This window comes from Lentzea californiensis, from assembly GCF_024648825.1.
Lineage (GTDB): Bacteria > Actinomycetota > Actinomycetes > Mycobacteriales > Pseudonocardiaceae > Lentzea > Lentzea californiensis.
The window spans coordinates 550,027-565,664 of record NZ_JANBBE010000001.1 but is presented as its reverse complement, the minus strand read 5'-3'; the positions used below and the strand labels follow the sequence as shown (position 1 = coordinate 565,664).

The 15,638-nt window shown below is 67.3% G+C and carries 19 protein-coding genes; 5 read left to right on the top strand and 14 right to left on the bottom strand.

Annotation, left to right across the window (positions count from 1 at the left end):
- Positions 1-54 precede the first annotated feature (54 nt).
- The 11 genes from LX88_RS03045 to LX88_RS02995 all read right to left on the bottom strand — a co-directional run bounded on the left by LX88_RS03045 (position 55) and on the right by LX88_RS02995 (position 7,267).
- On the bottom strand, positions 55-912 hold the full coding sequence (locus LX88_RS03045) for a hypothetical protein (protein ID WP_258946330.1): 858 nt from the start codon (positions 910-912) through the stop codon (positions 55-57).
- A gap of 77 nt (positions 913-989) precedes the next feature.
- The gene (locus LX88_RS03040) at positions 990-1,151 is read right to left on the bottom strand and encodes a hypothetical protein (RefSeq protein WP_258946329.1); all 162 of its coding nucleotides are present in this window, start codon (positions 1,149-1,151) and stop codon (positions 990-992) included.
- Positions 1,152-1,449: 298 nt separating this feature from the next.
- The gene (locus tag LX88_RS03035) at positions 1,450-3,708 is read right to left on the bottom strand and encodes a hypothetical protein (RefSeq protein WP_258946328.1); all 2,259 of its coding nucleotides are present in this window, start codon (positions 3,706-3,708) and stop codon (positions 1,450-1,452) included.
- Positions 3,705-4,589, bottom strand: a complete 885-nt coding sequence (locus LX88_RS03030; RefSeq protein ID WP_258946327.1) for an ABC transporter permease — start codon at positions 4,587-4,589, stop codon at positions 3,705-3,707. Before LX88_RS03030 ends, LX88_RS03035 begins: the two co-directional genes overlap by 4 nt.
- Complete coding sequence (locus tag LX88_RS03025; RefSeq protein ID WP_258946326.1) at positions 4,586-4,873, bottom strand: hypothetical protein; 288 nt, start codon at positions 4,871-4,873, stop codon at positions 4,586-4,588. Before LX88_RS03025 ends, LX88_RS03030 begins: the two co-directional genes overlap by 4 nt.
- Complete coding sequence (locus LX88_RS03020; RefSeq protein WP_258946325.1) at positions 4,870-5,136, bottom strand: hypothetical protein; 267 nt, start codon at positions 5,134-5,136, stop codon at positions 4,870-4,872. Before LX88_RS03020 ends, LX88_RS03025 begins: the two co-directional genes overlap by 4 nt.
- Positions 5,137-5,234: 98 nt before the next feature.
- The gene (locus tag LX88_RS03015; RefSeq protein ID WP_258946324.1) at positions 5,235-5,606 is read right to left on the bottom strand and encodes an HIT family protein; all 372 of its coding nucleotides are present in this window, start codon (positions 5,604-5,606) and stop codon (positions 5,235-5,237) included.
- Positions 5,606-6,016: a RapZ C-terminal domain-containing protein gene (locus LX88_RS03010; protein ID WP_258946323.1), complete on the bottom strand. Its 411-nt coding sequence runs from the start codon at positions 6,014-6,016 to the stop codon at positions 5,606-5,608. The genes LX88_RS03015 and LX88_RS03010 overlap by 1 nt, the downstream gene beginning before the upstream one ends.
- Positions 6,013-6,450, bottom strand: a complete 438-nt coding sequence (locus tag LX88_RS03005; protein WP_258946322.1) for an RRQRL motif-containing zinc-binding protein — start codon at positions 6,448-6,450, stop codon at positions 6,013-6,015. Before LX88_RS03005 ends, LX88_RS03010 begins: the two co-directional genes overlap by 4 nt.
- Before the next feature lie 2 nt (positions 6,451-6,452).
- The gene (locus tag LX88_RS03000) at positions 6,453-6,908 is read right to left on the bottom strand and encodes a DUF3307 domain-containing protein (RefSeq protein ID WP_258946321.1); all 456 of its coding nucleotides are present in this window, start codon (positions 6,906-6,908) and stop codon (positions 6,453-6,455) included.
- Positions 6,908-7,267, bottom strand: coding sequence for a hypothetical protein (locus LX88_RS02995; protein WP_258946320.1), 360 nt, complete (start codon positions 7,265-7,267; stop codon positions 6,908-6,910). Before LX88_RS02995 ends, LX88_RS03000 begins: the two co-directional genes overlap by 1 nt.
- Positions 7,268-7,427: 160 nt before the next feature.
- Here LX88_RS02995 and LX88_RS02990 point away from each other — a divergent pair, with 160 nt between their 5' ends.
- Together LX88_RS02990 and LX88_RS02985 are read left to right on the top strand one after the other, a co-directional pair.
- Positions 7,428-7,763, top strand: a complete 336-nt coding sequence (locus LX88_RS02990; protein WP_258946319.1) for a helix-turn-helix domain-containing protein — start codon at positions 7,428-7,430, stop codon at positions 7,761-7,763.
- Positions 7,764-7,929: 166 nt separating this feature from the next.
- A complete protein-coding gene (locus tag LX88_RS02985) occupies positions 7,930-9,402 on the top strand; it encodes a helix-turn-helix domain-containing protein (protein WP_258946318.1) in 1,473 nt (490 codons plus the stop codon).
- Positions 9,403-10,043: 641 nt separating this feature from the next.
- Here LX88_RS02985 and LX88_RS02980 read toward each other — a convergent pair.
- Complete coding sequence (locus LX88_RS02980) at positions 10,044-10,754, bottom strand: protein phosphatase 2C domain-containing protein (RefSeq protein WP_258946317.1); 711 nt, start codon at positions 10,752-10,754, stop codon at positions 10,044-10,046.
- 61 nt (positions 10,755-10,815) lie between these two features.
- Between LX88_RS02980 and LX88_RS02975 the strand changes: the two genes are divergently transcribed.
- On the top strand, positions 10,816-11,025 hold the full coding sequence (locus tag LX88_RS02975; RefSeq protein ID WP_086665473.1) for a helix-turn-helix domain-containing protein: 210 nt from the start codon (positions 10,816-10,818) through the stop codon (positions 11,023-11,025).
- The gene (locus tag LX88_RS43480; RefSeq protein WP_307789472.1) at positions 11,022-11,549 is read left to right on the top strand and encodes a Clp protease N-terminal domain-containing protein; all 528 of its coding nucleotides are present in this window, start codon (positions 11,022-11,024) and stop codon (positions 11,547-11,549) included. Before LX88_RS02975 ends, LX88_RS43480 begins: the two co-directional genes overlap by 4 nt.
- On the opposite strand, the gene yczE is transcribed toward LX88_RS43480, so the two are convergent.
- Positions 11,500-12,153: a membrane protein YczE gene (gene yczE / locus LX88_RS02960; RefSeq protein ID WP_258946316.1), complete on the bottom strand. Its 654-nt coding sequence runs from the start codon at positions 12,151-12,153 to the stop codon at positions 11,500-11,502. The two genes, LX88_RS43480 and yczE, sit on opposite strands and share 50 nt — an antisense overlap.
- Before the next feature lie 61 nt (positions 12,154-12,214).
- Between yczE and yczR the strand changes: the two genes are divergently transcribed.
- Positions 12,215-13,651, top strand: a complete 1,437-nt coding sequence (yczR, locus tag LX88_RS02955; protein ID WP_258946315.1) for a MocR-like transcription factor YczR — start codon at positions 12,215-12,217, stop codon at positions 13,649-13,651.
- A 297-nt stretch (positions 13,652-13,948) separates the two neighbouring features.
- Here yczR and LX88_RS02950 read toward each other — a convergent pair whose 3' ends face one another.
- Complete coding sequence (locus LX88_RS02950; protein ID WP_258946314.1) at positions 13,949-14,755, bottom strand: hypothetical protein; 807 nt, start codon at positions 14,753-14,755, stop codon at positions 13,949-13,951.
- Between the last annotated feature and the right edge of the window lie 883 nt (positions 14,756-15,638).

Genomic DNA, 15,638 nt, shown 5'->3' with positions numbered 1-15,638 from the left:
AGAGTGAAAGCCGGGAGACGGTCACGTCCCCGGCGTGACCTGGGACGGACTGAACTACTTGCGTTCTTCCTCGCGCAGAGCCTTCACCGCGTCGTCCACGGCGTCCTGGATCTCGAACTTGCCGCAGTCGCCCAGGCTTTCGTGGCGCTTGTTGCGGAGCCGCTTGACCTCCACGTCCAGGTAGTTGGCGTCCCCGGCTGCGGCGCGCTCGCAGAGCTTGAGCAGAGGCTGCATCTCCCGTTCGGGCTCCTGGCGGACGATCGGGACGGCGTGCAGCTTGCCGACCAGCTCCCGCAGCGACTCCGGCGTGCCGGGCGGCATCTGCGGGACGGGCGTGTCCGGGCCGTCCATGTTGCGAATCGCGGTGGAGAGGCACTGCTTGGCGCGGCTGTCCTCGGGGAGCCGGTCGCGCAGCTCCTTGAGGTCGTTCACGCCCTGCTGCGCCGTGGTCTTGCGGCGCACGACATCGGTCGCCATGCGGCCCACGACGTTGGCCAGCGGTTCGCCGTCCACGTCCATGCGGGCGTCGGGTCCCATGTACTTGACCGCAGTCCCGATCGGGCCGTCGTCGTGGTAGTGCACCGGGCTCTTGTCGAGCGGTGCACCCCAGGTGTTGTCCAGTAGCGGCTTGTCCGACATGACGCCGGCGACCGGACCGGGCTTGGGGGCGATCACGTCCCCGCCGTGATCTGCGGCGTCGTGGTTGTCGTGCTCACGCATGGCGTTCTCCTTGGCGGCCTTGTGGGCTTCGTTGGCCGCATCGAGTCGTTCGGTGGCGGTGCGGATGGCGTCCTGGTCGCCGCTGGCCTTGGCATCGCGGAGGGACTGCTTGGCGCGGGAGCGCTGCTTGCGGGTGGCCTGGGTGGCTTTGCCGGTCCCGCCTTTGCAGCGGCGTCCGCCTGCTCTGCACATGTCACGTCCCCTTGGTGTGCAGGGGTTTCGCGTTCAAGGCGCGGGTTGCGATAAGTCGCATGTGGATGGTGGTCATGTCACTTGCCGCCGTTGGCCACGCACGCGGCGCAGGTGGGGCGGCCGGACAGGCTGGGGAACCAGACCTTTTCCGGCTTGGGGATCGTCAGCCCGCAGAAGGTGGTGGACCTGCCGTTCCAGATGGAGCGCGACTTCTCGATGTGCATCGTGTTGTCGTTCATGACGCGGTCTCCGATTCGATTACCCTTAGTGACGGTCTGTGGGTGTGCGTGGTCAACGCGGCAACGTGCGGTGTCGCTGCGGTGAGTGGGATTCAGGGAGGCGCTCGACAGGGATGCGAGGCCCCGTTTTCGGGGGTTTTCGCTGGTCAAGCGGACCTAGTTGTGGATCTTCCCTGGTGGTTGTTGTCGCTGGTGAGAGTAGGGAACTGGGCCAGGGAGGCGGTCAGGGGAAAATCCCTGCGGCACTGGCGGTTCCCTGACCGCTTCCCTGGCCGGTTGTGGGGTGCGGAGTGTGGCTCTAAGCCTCTCCGGCCTCGTCTTCGGCACTCTGCTCGATCTCACGCAGAGTGATTGCTTCGGTGACGTCGTCGGCCCGCACGAGGCTGTCTCCGTCGCTCTTGCGGATCGGGACCTGGGCCTCACGCAGCGCTGCGGCGAAGGTCTTGCTGGTCCAGTCGCCGTAGTGACCGGTGTTGAGGTCGATCAGGGCCCGCAACGCGACGGCCGTGCGGATCTTCTGCTCATCGCCCAGCACGCGGACGAGGTCGAGCAGGAAGTCCACTTCGGACGACTCTTCCTCGTCGTCGCTGGTCGCCGGGGGGACGTGACCGGCACGCAGGTGCATCGCGCGGTCGGTGACCTCGGCAACCTCGTCGCTGGTCAGATAGAAGCTGCGCAGCAGACCGGGCTTGGCCATGATGCCGCGCACCATCGCCGTACCCACGTCACCGGGGCCTTCGGAGGTCGCGGCCTCCAGGCTGACCGCGGAGATCCCCGCCTTGTACGAGCCGGTACCCAGCACAGCGTCGTTGGACTGCTGGTCACCGATGGCGAAACAGGCCTTGCACGAGGTCACCGCGGTGACCTTGCGCGGCAGCGACGCCGTAGAGGCCTCCGGCGTGGCGAACATGACCGTGATCGCGTACTTGCGCGCGGCGAACACGAGCTTGGCGACCACGTCAGCCGCTTCCTCCCCGTACTCCTTGTGCATGAACAGCGCCTGACACTCATCGATCACGATCACCCGTGGACGCAGACGGACGTCCTTCTCCGCGAGCTTGCGCGACACCGCCCGCGCACCGTGTTCCTTGAGCGCCTTGCCCCGGACGTCCAGGTCCGCGTACAGGGCGTGGAGGGTGTCCAGGCAAGCCTTGACCGTGTCGTCGTCGGCCCCGGTGCGCAGGGTCCGCAGCCGCGGCTTCATCGGGTCGTAGTCGGCGTTCTCCGCGAGCACGAACACGTCCACCTCGACCAGCGGGTCCAGGATCGCCCCGGATACGAGCGTGATGTACATGCTCGACTTACCCGAGCCCATCTCGCCGGCGGCAACGTAGTTCTTCTGAAACAGTTGCGCCACAACGACTTCACCACGGATGTTGATCCCGACCGGGATACCGGTGAAGTAATCCGCAGGCCCGTCGCCCTCCAGCAACGGCCACGGGTCGACCGGCCCCGACAGAGCGCCAGGGTCGGCCACCCACAGGTCCAGCACGCCGGGCTGTCCCTTGGGTTCGGACGGCCACACCTCGACCGGCAGGCGCACGAGGTTGTGCGCGAACACGGTCTTGCGTTTGACGATCTCCTCCACCGGCACCCCGAGCGGCAGCACGAGCTGCATCCGCCAGCCCTTGCCGTCGCGCTGCGGGACCTGCACCCACGTCGGGGCGATGCTGTGGCCCCAGCCCTTCTTGAACGCTTCCTTGAGCGCAGGCAGGCCGGACAGGTGCCGCATCGCGGTCAGCACGGCGGACTCGTCCGGGATGATGTTGCGCCCGTCCGCGGGCACGGCGTCGGCGTCCACGGCCCACATCGGCAGCGTGCCCCGCTCGCGACCGACTGGGATCACCCGTGCCGCCCACACCAGCGCACCGGCAGCGGCCCACGCCGGCCAGTAGCTACCTGCCGGGGACACGTCCACCACGGTGGACCAGAAGCCGGTGACGTCGTGCCACCGGTCGGTCAGCGACCCCGCACCCACCACGGCCTGCACCGCGGCGTAGCCCAGCAGCAGCACGTGGCCGGACGCGAGCACGACCACGACACCGCCGGACCACCGCAGGATCTCGATACGCCGCACACGGGCACGTTCGGCGGCACCGTTGCGCCGGCGTTCGAGCGTGTCCTCCAGCTCACGCAGGACACGGAAGTCGTCGGCGCTCTTGCCGTTGACGCGCAACGTGGTGATGGCCTGTTCCAGTTCGGTGTGCTTGCGCCGCGCACGACGCTCCGCACGGCGGATGCGCGACCCGGCCACGGCGTACCCGGCGGTGCGCACGACCGCGCGTCCGGCGCTACGGGTCCGCTCGTGCGTGGCCCCGGTCCGCACCACGCGCACCACGGCCTTGCTCACCGCGATCGCCCGCTGAGAGGCAAGGCGCTGATCGAGCGCGGCACTGTCCTGCTCGGACACGATCTCGCCCTCGAACACCTTGGGCTCGATCCCACCGCCGGCGGGCTGGTCGGCGGTGCCGGGTGCGCGGCGGGTATGCAGGTCGTAGACCGTCGCGTCCGGCTGGTCGTCGGGACCGGTCGCGCCGGTCGGGGACGTGACAGTCATCGCTGCACCTCAGACGTGTCGTGGGACAGGTGGACCAGAGCAGCCGCGCCACCGAGAACCAGCACGGGCAGGCAGGACACGAACGTGGTGATCTGCCACGGCGCAGCGGTCATCCCGGCGGCCTTCATCAGGTGGTAGGCCACCTGACCGCTCATGCCCAGCAGCAGCGCGGCGAACGTGGACCACATCGCGAACCGCCGTGCCCGTGCGGGCTTGGTGTGGTCGAGCCAGACCCGCATGGCGAACGCGGCGTAAGCCTCCATGCCCAGCGGCAGCGTGATCGCCGTGTTGATGGTCCAGTTGTCGGCGATACCGGGCAGCGGCGCGACCGGGCCAAAACCGGTGAGTTCACCCAGGCCCACCCAGCCACCCCAGATGGCCACGAACGCACCCAGCGCAATCAAGTACAGCGGCACATTGCGCCACCGGCCCGACGTCGCTGGCGCGGCCGTGACAGATGCGTCCTGGACGCTTGCGTCACGAGGGGACGTGACATCGGGCGTGGTCTCCGTGGTCGTTAGCGGTTCTGCAACGGGGGTGACCTCGTTGACAGCCTCGCTCGCGGCGGGGATGGAGTCGCTTGTGGACGTTACGGGGGACCGGTCGGTGTCCGCCTGGTGGTTGCCGGTGTCGGGCGTGTCCTTAGTGGAGACGACCTGCAACCGACGGGGCGTGGCCGGAACCGGCGTGGTCTCGCCGTTCGGGTCGGCGGGGTCGAAGCCGGAGGACTTCAGGGCGGCCAGGGCGCCTGCGGCCTTGGGGTGGCCCACGTTGCACTGCTGCCTGATCTGCCGTAGTGACGGCCAAGCCCCGAGGTCGATGGCCATGCTGCGCACGCGGTCGGTGAGCTGGTCGAGGCTGGTCGGGTAGGCGCTGGTCATCGGTGGGCTCCCTTCAGGAGGACGCGGGTCGAACGGACGGTGGGGCGGGCAGCACCACGGGCGGCGATGCGAGGCAGGTACAGGAGGGTGAACGCGGCCAGCAGCGCTGGGACCGCGAACGTGATCGCGTGCAGCGCCGGGTGGTCCGGTAGGCCGGTGACCACGGCCCATTGGGTGGTGGCGATGCCGACCGTGGTGATCAGCAGCTTCCACAGCAGCACCGCGAACATGAACGCGACGCCGGAAGCCAGCAGCAGGAGGAGGAACGTCGACTCGTCGGTCACCGCGTCGCTCCCTTCGAACGGGCGGACTCGTGCATGGCCAGGGCGTCGTGGGAGTACTCGGCGGCCATCTCGCACGCGGTGATGTGCTGCGGGTGCGCCGGGTCGCTGGTGATCGGCTTGAGCAGGCGCACACCCTGTTCGAACCAGGCGGCGACCTCCAGGTCTGGGGCGCCCATCGGCGGGTTGGCCTCGTGCCAGGTGGCCAGCAGTTCGCAGATGGTGGGTTCGGTGCCCGCAGACGGGGCGGTGATCGTGGTGGACACTGTGGTGCCCCTTTCCGGTTGCAAGATCGGATGGTGGGTCTGTAGGAACCCGGACCGGCGGTGACTTCTTGGCGGGGGTCCCGCCGGTCCGGGCGAAGCTAGGAGTGCGGTGTGCCGGGCTTCTTCTGTCCGGTCCAGGGCAGCGTTAGACCGTCGTTCTCGTGCCGGGGTACGAAGTGGATGTGCAGGTGGAACACCGTCTGCGTGGCGAGCGTGCCGCGGCTGGTGATGAGGTTGAAGTCCGCTCCGGACCGGACCGCGTACACGGCCGCGAGGCGCATCGCCGCCGCGGTGATGTCGGGGTCGTCGGCGGCGTCGGTGACGTGCAGGCGGGGCACGATCAGCATGTGTCCCGGCGTGACCGGGTGACGTGGCGAGAAGATCACCGCGTCGCGGTCGCTGTCGTCGTACTCACCGGCCACCACACGCTGGCAGAACACACAGCCCGGGTCGAACAGCAGCTTGGCCATCAGGCGTCCTTTGGCTTGGGATGCAGGTGCCAGGGCTCCAGCCGCAGGTGTCGTGCGTCGACGTCGTCGACCGCGTAGGCGGGCAGCACCGCCCGCAGGAGACTGACCAGCGCGACGGAGCGGTGGATGCCGTGGTTGCACCCGACCGCGATCGTGCAGTCGATCTGCTTGTCGACGAAGTCGGTGACGAGGTTGACCAGCCAGGTCACCACGTCCTCGACCACCGGGTACTGGGTCCGCACGTAGTCGATGACCTCACGGTCACGACCGTCCAAACCGGTCAGCACCTGGTCGAGGTCCGCCGGGGTGGGCATGAACCGCCGCGTGTCCACGACGAAGTCGGCATCGGCCGGCGGCTGGTGGTGCTTGAAGCTGAACGAGTACAGGCGGACCCGGCTCGTGTTCGTCATGCTGCCTCCGTCATGTCGTCGGTGTCGGTGTGGGTGAGCTCGAAGCAGGGCCAGCACTGCCGGGTGCTGGTCGGCAGGACGTACAGCGGGTCTTTGCCGCAGGTGCGGCAGATACGGCGGGCGAGATTCGCTTTGGCCAGCGCGGTCCATTTCGCGGGCGTCATCGGCCGCACCGGCAGTGCGCGGGAGATGAGGTAGAGGCTGGCGAACCACGTGGCTTTGGAGGCGTTGTGCCGCCCGTAGAGCACCGCCACCGGGTCTTGCCCGCCCGGTCGCAGGCCCAGCGTCCGCAGTTGCCGGCGGGTGGCCAGCACGTCGCGCGGGGCACAGCCGTGTGAGAGCAGCGGCAAGCCGTCATGAATGCCGCGCGTGTACTGCTGAGCGCCTGACCAGGGCACCGTGGCGAGCACCCACGGGTACTGACGGCCGCCCATCGCTACAACACCGCCGTTAGCAGCGCCGCCGCCAGCAACCACGACCAGTGCCACGACTGGTCAAGCGCGTACGCGCCCGTACCCAAGCTGGGGTTGTCATCGCGGCCCGCGCGAGGCGCGCCCAGTGCGTAGAGCGGCTTATGGCCGGTCAGGGCGGCCAACCACGCGAGCGTGGAGCGTCGGTCAGCCCAGTAATGGGTGAGAGCGGACACCAGCTGCCCAACAACGAACCCCACCGGGCTGATGGAAAGGCCGAACACCACCCACAGCACCGCCACCACCGTTGCAGTCACCGCTGTGTAGGAGGCGACATGCGCCGCACAGGCGCGATGCCCGGCCTTTCCACGTTGGCTCTTCGAGGCGGCCTGGTGCTCGGTCTGGACCCAGTGATCGGCCAGGTTGTGCGCCACCAGCAAAGCAGGCAGCACTACCGCGAACGTCACCGCTGCGGTGCCCATCAGGCTGCCTCCGTCCGGGCGACGCGGCCGACGACCTGCGCGCGAATCGCGTTGCGGGCTGCGCGGCGTCCGTTGCTCTTGCGCTTGCCATAGACCGGCGCCGGGACCGTTGCCACCAACGCCTTGCGCACCGGCGCAGTCGCCTCCTGCTCCGCCTGCGCCAGCGTCACGCCGTACTTCGGCACGACGCCCGCGGCGGCACGAGCCAACATCCGCGCGTTCCGACGCTCGACCGCCGAACCGTCGAGCAGAGCCGACGTCGGAGCGTGCGGCGACGCAATCTCCTTCGAAAGCTTGCTGAGAAGCCTGGTCACAGCGTCGGAGGTGATGCCGTCCGGGGCGTAAGTCGGGGCGTTCATCGAAATCCGATCCTCTCGTAGTGGCGCTTGATGGCGCTAACAATAGCGCTATCAGTGCGCGTTGTGTCTACGTCCAAACGGGTGACGAGCGATGGTGATCTGTGGAAACGCGGCGTCAGCCGCTAGAGTTATCGCTGGTGAGAGCGCTAATGGAGGCCTTGTGCAGAAGGACTGGGAAGCGGTTGCGGCCGCCATCAACACCCGTATGAGCGAACTCGGCCTGATGCAGGTGCAGGTTGCTGAGCGTTCCGGCGTGAGTGTCGCCGGTCTTCGGCTGCTTCAGAAAGCCAAGTCTCCCAACGCAAAGCCGCGCACATTGGCGGCCGTATCGGAAGCGTTGGGATGGCCCCGTGACTACCTCGCTGCCGTGCGCGATGGTCAGAGCGATGCAGGGGAAATCAGTGACCAGAGTCTTGTGGAGCAGGTCCGCGAACTTCGAGCCGAAGTAGCCGAACTTCGCTCCCGCGTCGATGCCGTGGAACGGGCTGGAAGCTGAAGTGCACACGATGTCGCCTATCCCCCTGCGCTAGGTCCCGGCTGTGATGGGATCAGCATCCGATCAGTGGGTACCTGGTGTCTAAAGACTGGTTGTCCTACCGCGCGCTTGGAATGACTGTCTGGCATAAGCCCTGGTCAGGCGACTAACAAGAGGCAGGGAGCAGATGGAAACCGATGGGCAGTGGCTGTCTAGGTCGACGTCCGAAGTAGCCCTCAACACGGGCCTCTTGGCGGAAGTGTTGAAGGAGTACCGGCAGGCCAACGGTCTGAATCAGGGCGATCTAGCCAAGCTGCTAAACCTCGATCAGTCCTATGTTTCGAAGATCGAAAACGGACAACGTCAGGTGCGGGATCTTGAGACTCTGTTGCGCATTGCTAATCGGCTAAATATTCCGCCTAGTCACGTTGGTGTCTCGCAGGAGCTATTGCAACCTGTTGCACCTGCTTCCGCCGACGCGCTTGTGGATGCGGTGGACCCTGTTGAGGTGAGCCAAAATGACTGGAAGCGTGGTCGTCGCTTCCTGAATCGTCATCGGGGCGAGTTGGCGCAGCTAGCAAAGAAGCTCTACAGTCCTGAATTTCACGTTGGCGATGATGTGACTTTCATGGCGAAGCCCGAATGGATGCCTGAGAGGCCCATCCCGCTTGAAGACGTTGAATTGCGATGGGTGGATGATCGGGTCCCCATTGAGGTAACCGGAGGCGAGCCGGAAGCGGCAAGCGTTTTGCCTCTGCGTGCACCTGGTCGTAGGTTCGAGCGCTACACCTCAGCCATTCGATATCTCGACCGTCCATCGTTGTTTGAAAACCGCGCAAGCTATCGGCTGCTAGATGCGAACCTGAAAGCGGGTGACGCTCGGCTGACCTTTGGCCTGGGTACGTACTTCGATAAGTTGGACGCTTCGGAAGCGGCGGCTCACGAGCTAGCTGAAGTGGTGCGTGAGGGTCCGGCGGACGAGGTGCCAGAGTGGTCGAAATTGCCGCTTCGCGCACTAATCGGCGACCCGTTCGACCTGAACCGGCGGGGTGTGATGCCTGCGATTGAGACACTCACCCTTCGGCGGCAGCGCGACACGGGTCGCGCAACCTTCCTGCTTCATTGGCGGGATCCAGCGAAGGTGGCGACGGCCGCAGGAATCTATGGCCTCATTCCAGCAGGTGAGTTTCAGCCGTCAAGTGTTGCAGCGTGGGATACAAAGAACGATTTCGATCTCTGGCGCAATATGGTTCGGGAGTACTCGGAGGAGGTTCTAGGCGAGCCAGAGCGGGATGGCAGTCAGGGGGAGCCGATTAACTATGAGGAATGGTCGCTCTACAGGTCTCTTGAAAAGGCTCGGGCAGAGGAGCGTGTTTCGGCGTACTGTCTCGGGATTGGCCTCGACACGCTGACGTTGACTGCCACATTGCTCACGGTTGTTGTCATCGACGATGACGTGTTTGATGACGTTTTCGGTGACACCGTGCAGATCAATGCTGAGGGCGCGCTGGTGACTGCGATTGAGTCGACGTCAGTGTCTGAGGGAGTGCCGTTCACGGAGGAGACCGTACGACGGATGCTGACCTCGGAGCCGATGGCGTCACCCGGCGCATGCATCCTTGCGCGCAGTTGGAAGTTCCGGAAGGACCTTCTGGGCTGAGGGCTGTCGCGTCCCCTCTGGGTGACTAGCGGGTCCAGGGCGCTGTCCCACCTGTCCCACCTGTCCTATCAAGCCTCTGAACTGGGGTTTTGGGTGAGACAGGCGGGATACCCGCTGTCCGACCTGTCTCGGCGCGACAGGCGAAAGCCTCTACTCCGTCCGGTCAGGGCTGGCGCTGACCAGTAGGTATATAGCCCTTGAGAGATTTTGATCTTGATAGCCTGAATGGCACTGTGCCGATAAAAAGACGCTGGAACGGTAGGGGCGATGTCACTCTGTTCGCCGTGTCGGCGCCGGTCGTGTCGCAGAGGGCCCTACAGTGCGGCCTGATTTGGCCGTAGAGCCGTGTTTCTCCGGTCGGTGGTGGATGAGACCCTGGCACCGCTCACCCCCCTACCGTTCCAGCCGTTTTGTGCAGGTAGAAAGCGTGGAACGAGGGCTCAGTTTGGGTCTCAGTTCCACTTCGTTCCGTTCAGTTCAGGGCGGATGGGAACAGGCTCTGACCTGGTGGCGTGAACTGCACGAACGGCCCGGAACACACACCCTGAGAACTGAAAAGCGGTAGGTCGGCGGTTCGACCCCGCCCCTGGCCATACCTTCTTCGAAAGAAGCCCCGCAGAGTTTCTGCGGGGCTTCTTTCGTCATGTGCTGAAGCTGATTCGCGCGATCGCCTGGTCGTCGTGCGTTTTGTTGCGGGGCCAGCGCTGGTGCTCCGAATCACCGCGTTCGGCTTCGCGGATTCGGTCGAGCACGTCGCCGAGTGGCAGATGCACCAGGTCCTCCCAGACGAAAAGTCCGTACTCGGACACTCCGCAGGAGACGCCGTCTGTGAGAGCGATCACACTCTCGGTCTCGTCGCGACGCCAGGTCGCCGTCAGGGCCTGGTGTCCCGCGACGGGATCGGCCTCCGCGACCCAGTAGCCGCCCGGTTCGTTCTTCCACCTGAGGATGTCCGGATCGGGCCGGAGGTCTTCGAGCCTCGTGTCCTCGAGCACTCGGGTGGACTGTCCGAACGCGACGACCGGGGTATCGCACAGCACGAGCGCGTCGATCGTGTCGTCGTTCCAGCGGACCATCGACGCCGTCGCGGAGGGCGAGTCGCCGGGGACGAGGTCGTGTTCCGCCACGAGGTTCGTGATGGCTTGGGCGAGCAGGTCCGTCAATGGATCGGTGTCGTTGAGCAGCCGGGCCAGCTCGTCGGCGAGCTTTGAGGCGTACCAACCACCGTTGCGCGACGGTGGCCTGGTTCGCGAGGTCACGCCGTCGAGCACGAGGACGGCGTTCGGCAGCACCCGGATGCGATCTTCGGTGACTCGGCTCGGAGCCCCCTGCTCGGCGGTCTCGATCTTCACGCTCTCACGGTACGTGTCAACTTCGGTTGACGGATGCCGGTTGTCAACGTACGTTGACAACATGACAGAAGCGACGGATCTCGCCACAGCGGCTGGGGACCGCGACCCGAAGGTCGGGTTGCGGGCCGTCACCGCGCTGCGGCGACTGCTCGAACACTTGGAAGCCGCCCAGGTCCGCAGTGCGCGGGCGCAGGGCTGGTCGTGGCAGGACATCGCGGCGGAACTCGGGGTGTCCCGCCAGGCGGTCCACAAGAAGCACGGGGGTCGATGATGATCGCGGAACGGTTCACCAGGGAAGCCCGTGAGGCGGTCAAGGCCGCGGTGCGGGAGGCGGAACAGGTCCACGCCGCCGAGGTCGGCGTGGAGCACCTGCTCCTGGCGTTGCTCGACGCGCCGGCACTGGCCGGGTTCGACCTGCCGCGCGACGAGCTGGAGACGGCGTTCCGGGACTACCGGCGCAAGGGCGGGCTGACCAAGGCCGACTCGGAAGCGTTGCGGGGCTTGGGGATCGACGTCGACGCGGTGATCGAGTCGGCGGAGCAGTCACTGGGCACCGGGGTGCTGCGGCCGGGTCCACGCCGGCGGTGGTTCGGGATGCCGCTGGAAAAGGACTTCAAGAAGGCACTGGAGAACTCGTTGCGCGAGTCGCGCGACCTCGGCCACAACTACCTCGGTGTGGAACACATCCTGCTGGCGTTGTTGCAGGGCAAGGGAATCGTGGCCGAGGTGCTGACGGAACGAGGGGTCACGTACGAGGAGCTTCGCAAGCGGGCCGCGAGCGCTCGCGCCAGGTGAGCGCGGGCAGGAACAGCTGCGCGAGCGGGCCGATGCCGAGCGCGTAGAGGACCGTGCCGATGCCGACCGTGCCGCCGAGCAGCCAGCCGGTGCCGAGCACGATCAGTTCGAGCACGGTCCGCGTGAGCCGCAGGGAGATCCCCGTGCGGCGGCAGAACCCGGTGACCAGGCCGTCGCGCGGGCCCGGTCCGAGCCGGGAACCGACGTACGCGGCGAACGCGACGGCGTTCAGGACGATGCCCAGTGTCAGGAACACGATCCTGGGCAGGAGTCCTTCCGGTGCGGGCAGGAGCCAGAGCGTCACGTCGACGCTGACGGCGATGACCACGACGTTCGCGATCGTGCCGATGCCCGGCTTCTGCCTGAGCGGGATCCACGCCAGCAGGACGAGCACGCCGGTGATCGCGGTGATCAGGCCGAAGCTCAGGCCGGTCATCTTCGTGAGGCCCTCGTGCAGCACGTCCCACGGGTTCAGGCCGAGGGTCGCGCGGATCTGCATCGCCATGCTCGCGCCGTAGAGCCACAGACCCGCGAGGAGCTGAGGGAGGCGACGGGCGGGTGAGATCCGGACGGAGACCTGGTGGAGTGCGGTCATGGAGGCCATGTGGCCATGTTGCGCTGCGATTGGCCTGGTAATCCATAGCCAATTCGGGATAATTGGCTTCATGCTCCCGCCAGGTGGACGTATTTCCGGTGCCCGGCTCGCCCGACTGCTGGGTGAGTGGCGTCGTAGCGGTGTCCGGCAGGGGTCCACCGACCTCGCCGCGGCGCTGAAACTGCTGGTAGCGGACGGACGGCTGCCCGTCGGAACGCGGCTGCCGTCCGAACGCGAGCTCACCGACGCGCTGCCAGTGAGCCGCACCACCATCACCGCCGCGCTGGACCAGCTGCGCACCGAGGGGGTCGTGGAGTCGCGGCGCGGCGCCGGGTCGTGGATCAACGGTCCCGTCGGTGCCGGCGGCGGCATCACGGGTGGCGACGACACGTTGATCGACCTGACCCGGTGTGCGCCGCCGGCACATCCCGGACTGCGGCAGGCCATGGTCGCGGCGATGGACCAGATGCCCGAGCACCTGGGATCGCACGGCTACCACGAGCGCGGGCTGCCCGCGTTGCGCCAGGTGATCGCCGATCGGTACACCGCGAGAGGACTGCCGACCTCCGCAGACCAGATCGTGGTCACGTCGGGAGCTCAGCACGCGTGGGCGCTGACGCTGCGGCTGTTCGCCGGGCCTGGCGACCGGGTCCTGGTCGAGCAGCCGACCTATCCCAACGCGCTGGAGGCGGTGCGGGCGGCGTCGGCGATCCCTGTACCGGTGCCGATGACGTACGACGGCTGGGACGCCGACGCCTACGAGGCGGCGTTGCGGCAGGTCGGGCCCCGGCTGGCCTACCTCATCCCCGACTTCCAGAACCCGACCGGACTACTGCTCCCCTCCGCCGGACGGGAGAAGCTCGTCGCCGTGCTGCGGAAGGCGCACACGCCGGTCGTCGTCGACGAGACGCTGGTCGAGCTGTCGCTGACCGACGCACCGATGCCGTTGCCGATGGCGGCGTTCGGCGGGGACCTGGTGGTGACGCTGGGGTCCGCGAGCAAGTCGCACTGGGGCGGGCTGCGCGTCGGGTGGATCCGGGCGTCGGCGGAGATCGTGCACCGCCTGACGTCCACGCGGGCGGCGATCGACCTGGGCACGCCGGTGTTCGAGCAGCTGGTGCTGACCGACCTGCTGCGGGATCCGGACCCGGTCCTGCGGCAACGGCGCCTGGAGTTCGCCGCGCAGCGTGACGTCGCGGTGGAGGCGCTGGCGCAACATTGTCCACAGTGGAGCTTCAAGGTCCCGGCCGGTGGACTGGGCCTGTGGTGCACCCTCGACGCGCCGGTCAGCACCAGGATCGCCGTGATGGCGCAGAACCACGGCCTGCGGCTCGTGCCCGGTCCCCGGTGGGCCGTGCACGGAGGGTGCGAGCAGATGCTCCGAGTGCCGTACACGCAGTCACCCGAAGTGCTTCGGGAAGCGATAGGCCGTTTGGGGGTGGTAGCTGCATCCGTTGCAGGTACAGGCTTTCCGGCGGATGCCGAGCTCTCGACGCCGGTCGCGTGAAACACGTCGGCCCGGTCTCCCGCAGCGGGGGAGACCGGGCCGACGAACTTGCAAACGAGAGGCCTGCGGAGGGGAACGTCCCAGGGATTGGCGTTCCCCGTCCGCAGGTTTCCCGTGTGGTCCGAGACTGCGGGGGCAGCGCGGCACTCGGACCAGACCCGACCTGCCAGGGCGCGGTTGGCAGGTCAGGAAGACTGGGGGTTCCTTGCGTACAACGGGAAATGACAGAAGGAGTTACTGGCGCGACGGCACGAGACGGTCACAAATCGCGCAGAGGGCAGACTGGTCCTGTCGGACTCAGTCGGGTGACGTGCTGGGCAGACCCGGAATGCTGCCGGGCTCAGTGCCGTCGCGACGCTCCTCGACCGACCACGTGGAGGGCGGGAAGAGCGAGTTGTGCGACGTCAGAACGGCGAGCACGCCGCGCGTGCCGCCGGAGTTGTCGGTGTGGCCGGACGACGTGGAGACCGTCGTGACCACGGGGGCCTGCTGCGGTGCGGGCAGCGGGGCGTCCGGACCGGGAGCCGACCAGTTGTAGTCGTTCGCCGGCGCGGGTTCCGCCTTCACGGGAGCGGGCACCGGAAGGTCGGGCAGGAGCTGCACGGCCTGCTTCGCCACCGAGATCGGTGCGGGTGGCGGAGGAGGAGGCGGCGGCGGGAGTTCGGCGGCGAGCCTCGCGGCGATCTTGGCAGCGCGGACCTTGGCCTTGGCCTCGATGACCTCGGGCGGTGCCACGTTCGAGATGGTGCCCGAGCGCGAGTTGCTGCTCGAACCGCCGGTGAAGTCGAGGACCGGGCCCTCGTCGGGCTCTTCCTGCGGCTCTTCTTCTTCCGGCTTCGTCAGGACCGGCGGCAGAACCGGCGGCGGGACGAACTTCTCCGGCGGCTGCTTCTCGGCCAACGACGCGGTGAAGGCCTCCGCCCACCCGGCCGGGTCCTCGAGCAACTGCGGAACTTCGGCAGCGGTCTCGACTGCTATCTCGACGGCCGGGGGTTCCTCGGGACTGGCGGACGCGGTGGTGCCGCTCAGCAGCCAGGCGGCGGCGGTGAGCCCGCCGAGGGCAGCAGCCCGCAGCAGCAGTGCGCCAGCTCCACCACCTGCCACAGGATCACCACCCGTCCACCGTTTCGGGTCACCCTCAACGCACACAGCGCCGTCGGAGGTCGACGTAGAGCTATGTCTAGCACCGGTGAGTGACTTTGCGAACCACCTCAGCCCGAAACACCCGGAAGGGCGGTCTCGTGCGGCTGTCCGTGTTGCCCTGATCAGGCATGAACACCGTCTGTGTCGTCATCGGATCGAGTGACATCGCGCGTCGGTCCCCTGTGGACCGTGTCGCGGCGCGGGATGGTGTCCGATGTGGACGCGCCCAAGCAGGTCAACAGCCTCTCTGAGCTGGTCGGTCACGCCTCTGCCGCACTCGGTCCGGTGGTCGTGCACGATCCAGCGGGTCCAAATGAGTGCTTGCTCCGTTCGGGGGAACTGATCGTCCTGCCAGTGGACGCACCCACTGTCCGCAAGCGCTTGCGGGGCGTCTATTCGCACGAGGAGATCGCTTCGGGTGCCATCCGCATGCACTTGAAAGCCTCCGAACGAGCGCGCGTCGCCGAGGTGGCCGCCGAGGTGGGCGCCACCCCGAACCACGTCCACCTCGCCTGCCCGATCATGATCGGCACCTCCCGGCCGGTGATCGGGGAGCGCTTCCCGGACCTGCTGGGCGAGTGCACGGTCGCGTTGCTCGACACCCCACTCGAAGCCCCGCACGGCGCGTTGGTCGCCGGCGTCCTCCGGCACCACGGCGCCTCGGTGCGCCCGTTCCCCGTCCTGGGCGCCTCGGGCTTCGGCGACGACCTCACCCTCGCCGCCGCGTTGCGCGCCACCCGCGACCTGCCGGTGGTGCTGGTCGCGTCCGGCACCTACTCGTTCGACGACCTGTGCCCGCCGGTCCTGGCCGGCTGCGGCGGCAACGTGGTGGCCGCCGCGGGCA

Bases quoted from the DNA above. Each gene is read 5' to 3' on its own strand.
- LX88_RS03010 (WP_258946323.1), bottom strand. From the start codon at position 6,016: ATGACGAACACGAGCCGGGTCCGCCTGTACTCGTTCAGCTTCAAGCAC.
- LX88_RS03015 (WP_258946324.1), bottom strand. From the start codon at position 5,606: ATGGCCAAGCTGCTGTTCGACCCGGGCTGTGTGTTCTGCCAGCGTGTG.
- LX88_RS03045 (WP_258946330.1), bottom strand. From the start codon at position 912: ATGTGCAGAGCAGGCGGACGCCGCTGCAAAGGCGGGACCGGCAAAGCC.
- LX88_RS02985 (WP_258946318.1), top strand. From the start codon at position 7,930: ATGGAAACCGATGGGCAGTGGCTGTCTAGGTCGACGTCCGAAGTAGCC.
- LX88_RS02975 (WP_086665473.1), top strand. From the start codon at position 10,816: ATGACAGAAGCGACGGATCTCGCCACAGCGGCTGGGGACCGCGACCCG.
- yczR (WP_258946315.1), top strand. From the start codon at position 12,215: ATGCTCCCGCCAGGTGGACGTATTTCCGGTGCCCGGCTCGCCCGACTG.
- LX88_RS03035 (WP_258946328.1), bottom strand. From the start codon at position 3,708: ATGACTGTCACGTCCCCGACCGGCGCGACCGGTCCCGACGACCAGCCG.
- LX88_RS43480 (WP_307789472.1), top strand. From the start codon at position 11,022: ATGATGATCGCGGAACGGTTCACCAGGGAAGCCCGTGAGGCGGTCAAG.
- LX88_RS02995 (WP_258946320.1), bottom strand. From the start codon at position 7,267: ATGAACGCCCCGACTTACGCCCCGGACGGCATCACCTCCGACGCTGTG.
- LX88_RS03000 (WP_258946321.1), bottom strand. From the start codon at position 6,908: ATGGGCACCGCAGCGGTGACGTTCGCGGTAGTGCTGCCTGCTTTGCTG.
- LX88_RS03005 (WP_258946322.1), bottom strand. From the start codon at position 6,450: ATGGGCGGCCGTCAGTACCCGTGGGTGCTCGCCACGGTGCCCTGGTCA.
- yczE (WP_258946316.1), bottom strand. From the start codon at position 12,153: ATGGCCTCCATGACCGCACTCCACCAGGTCTCCGTCCGGATCTCACCC.
- LX88_RS03030 (WP_258946327.1), bottom strand. From the start codon at position 4,589: ATGACCAGCGCCTACCCGACCAGCCTCGACCAGCTCACCGACCGCGTG.
- LX88_RS03040 (WP_258946329.1), bottom strand. From the start codon at position 1,151: ATGAACGACAACACGATGCACATCGAGAAGTCGCGCTCCATCTGGAAC.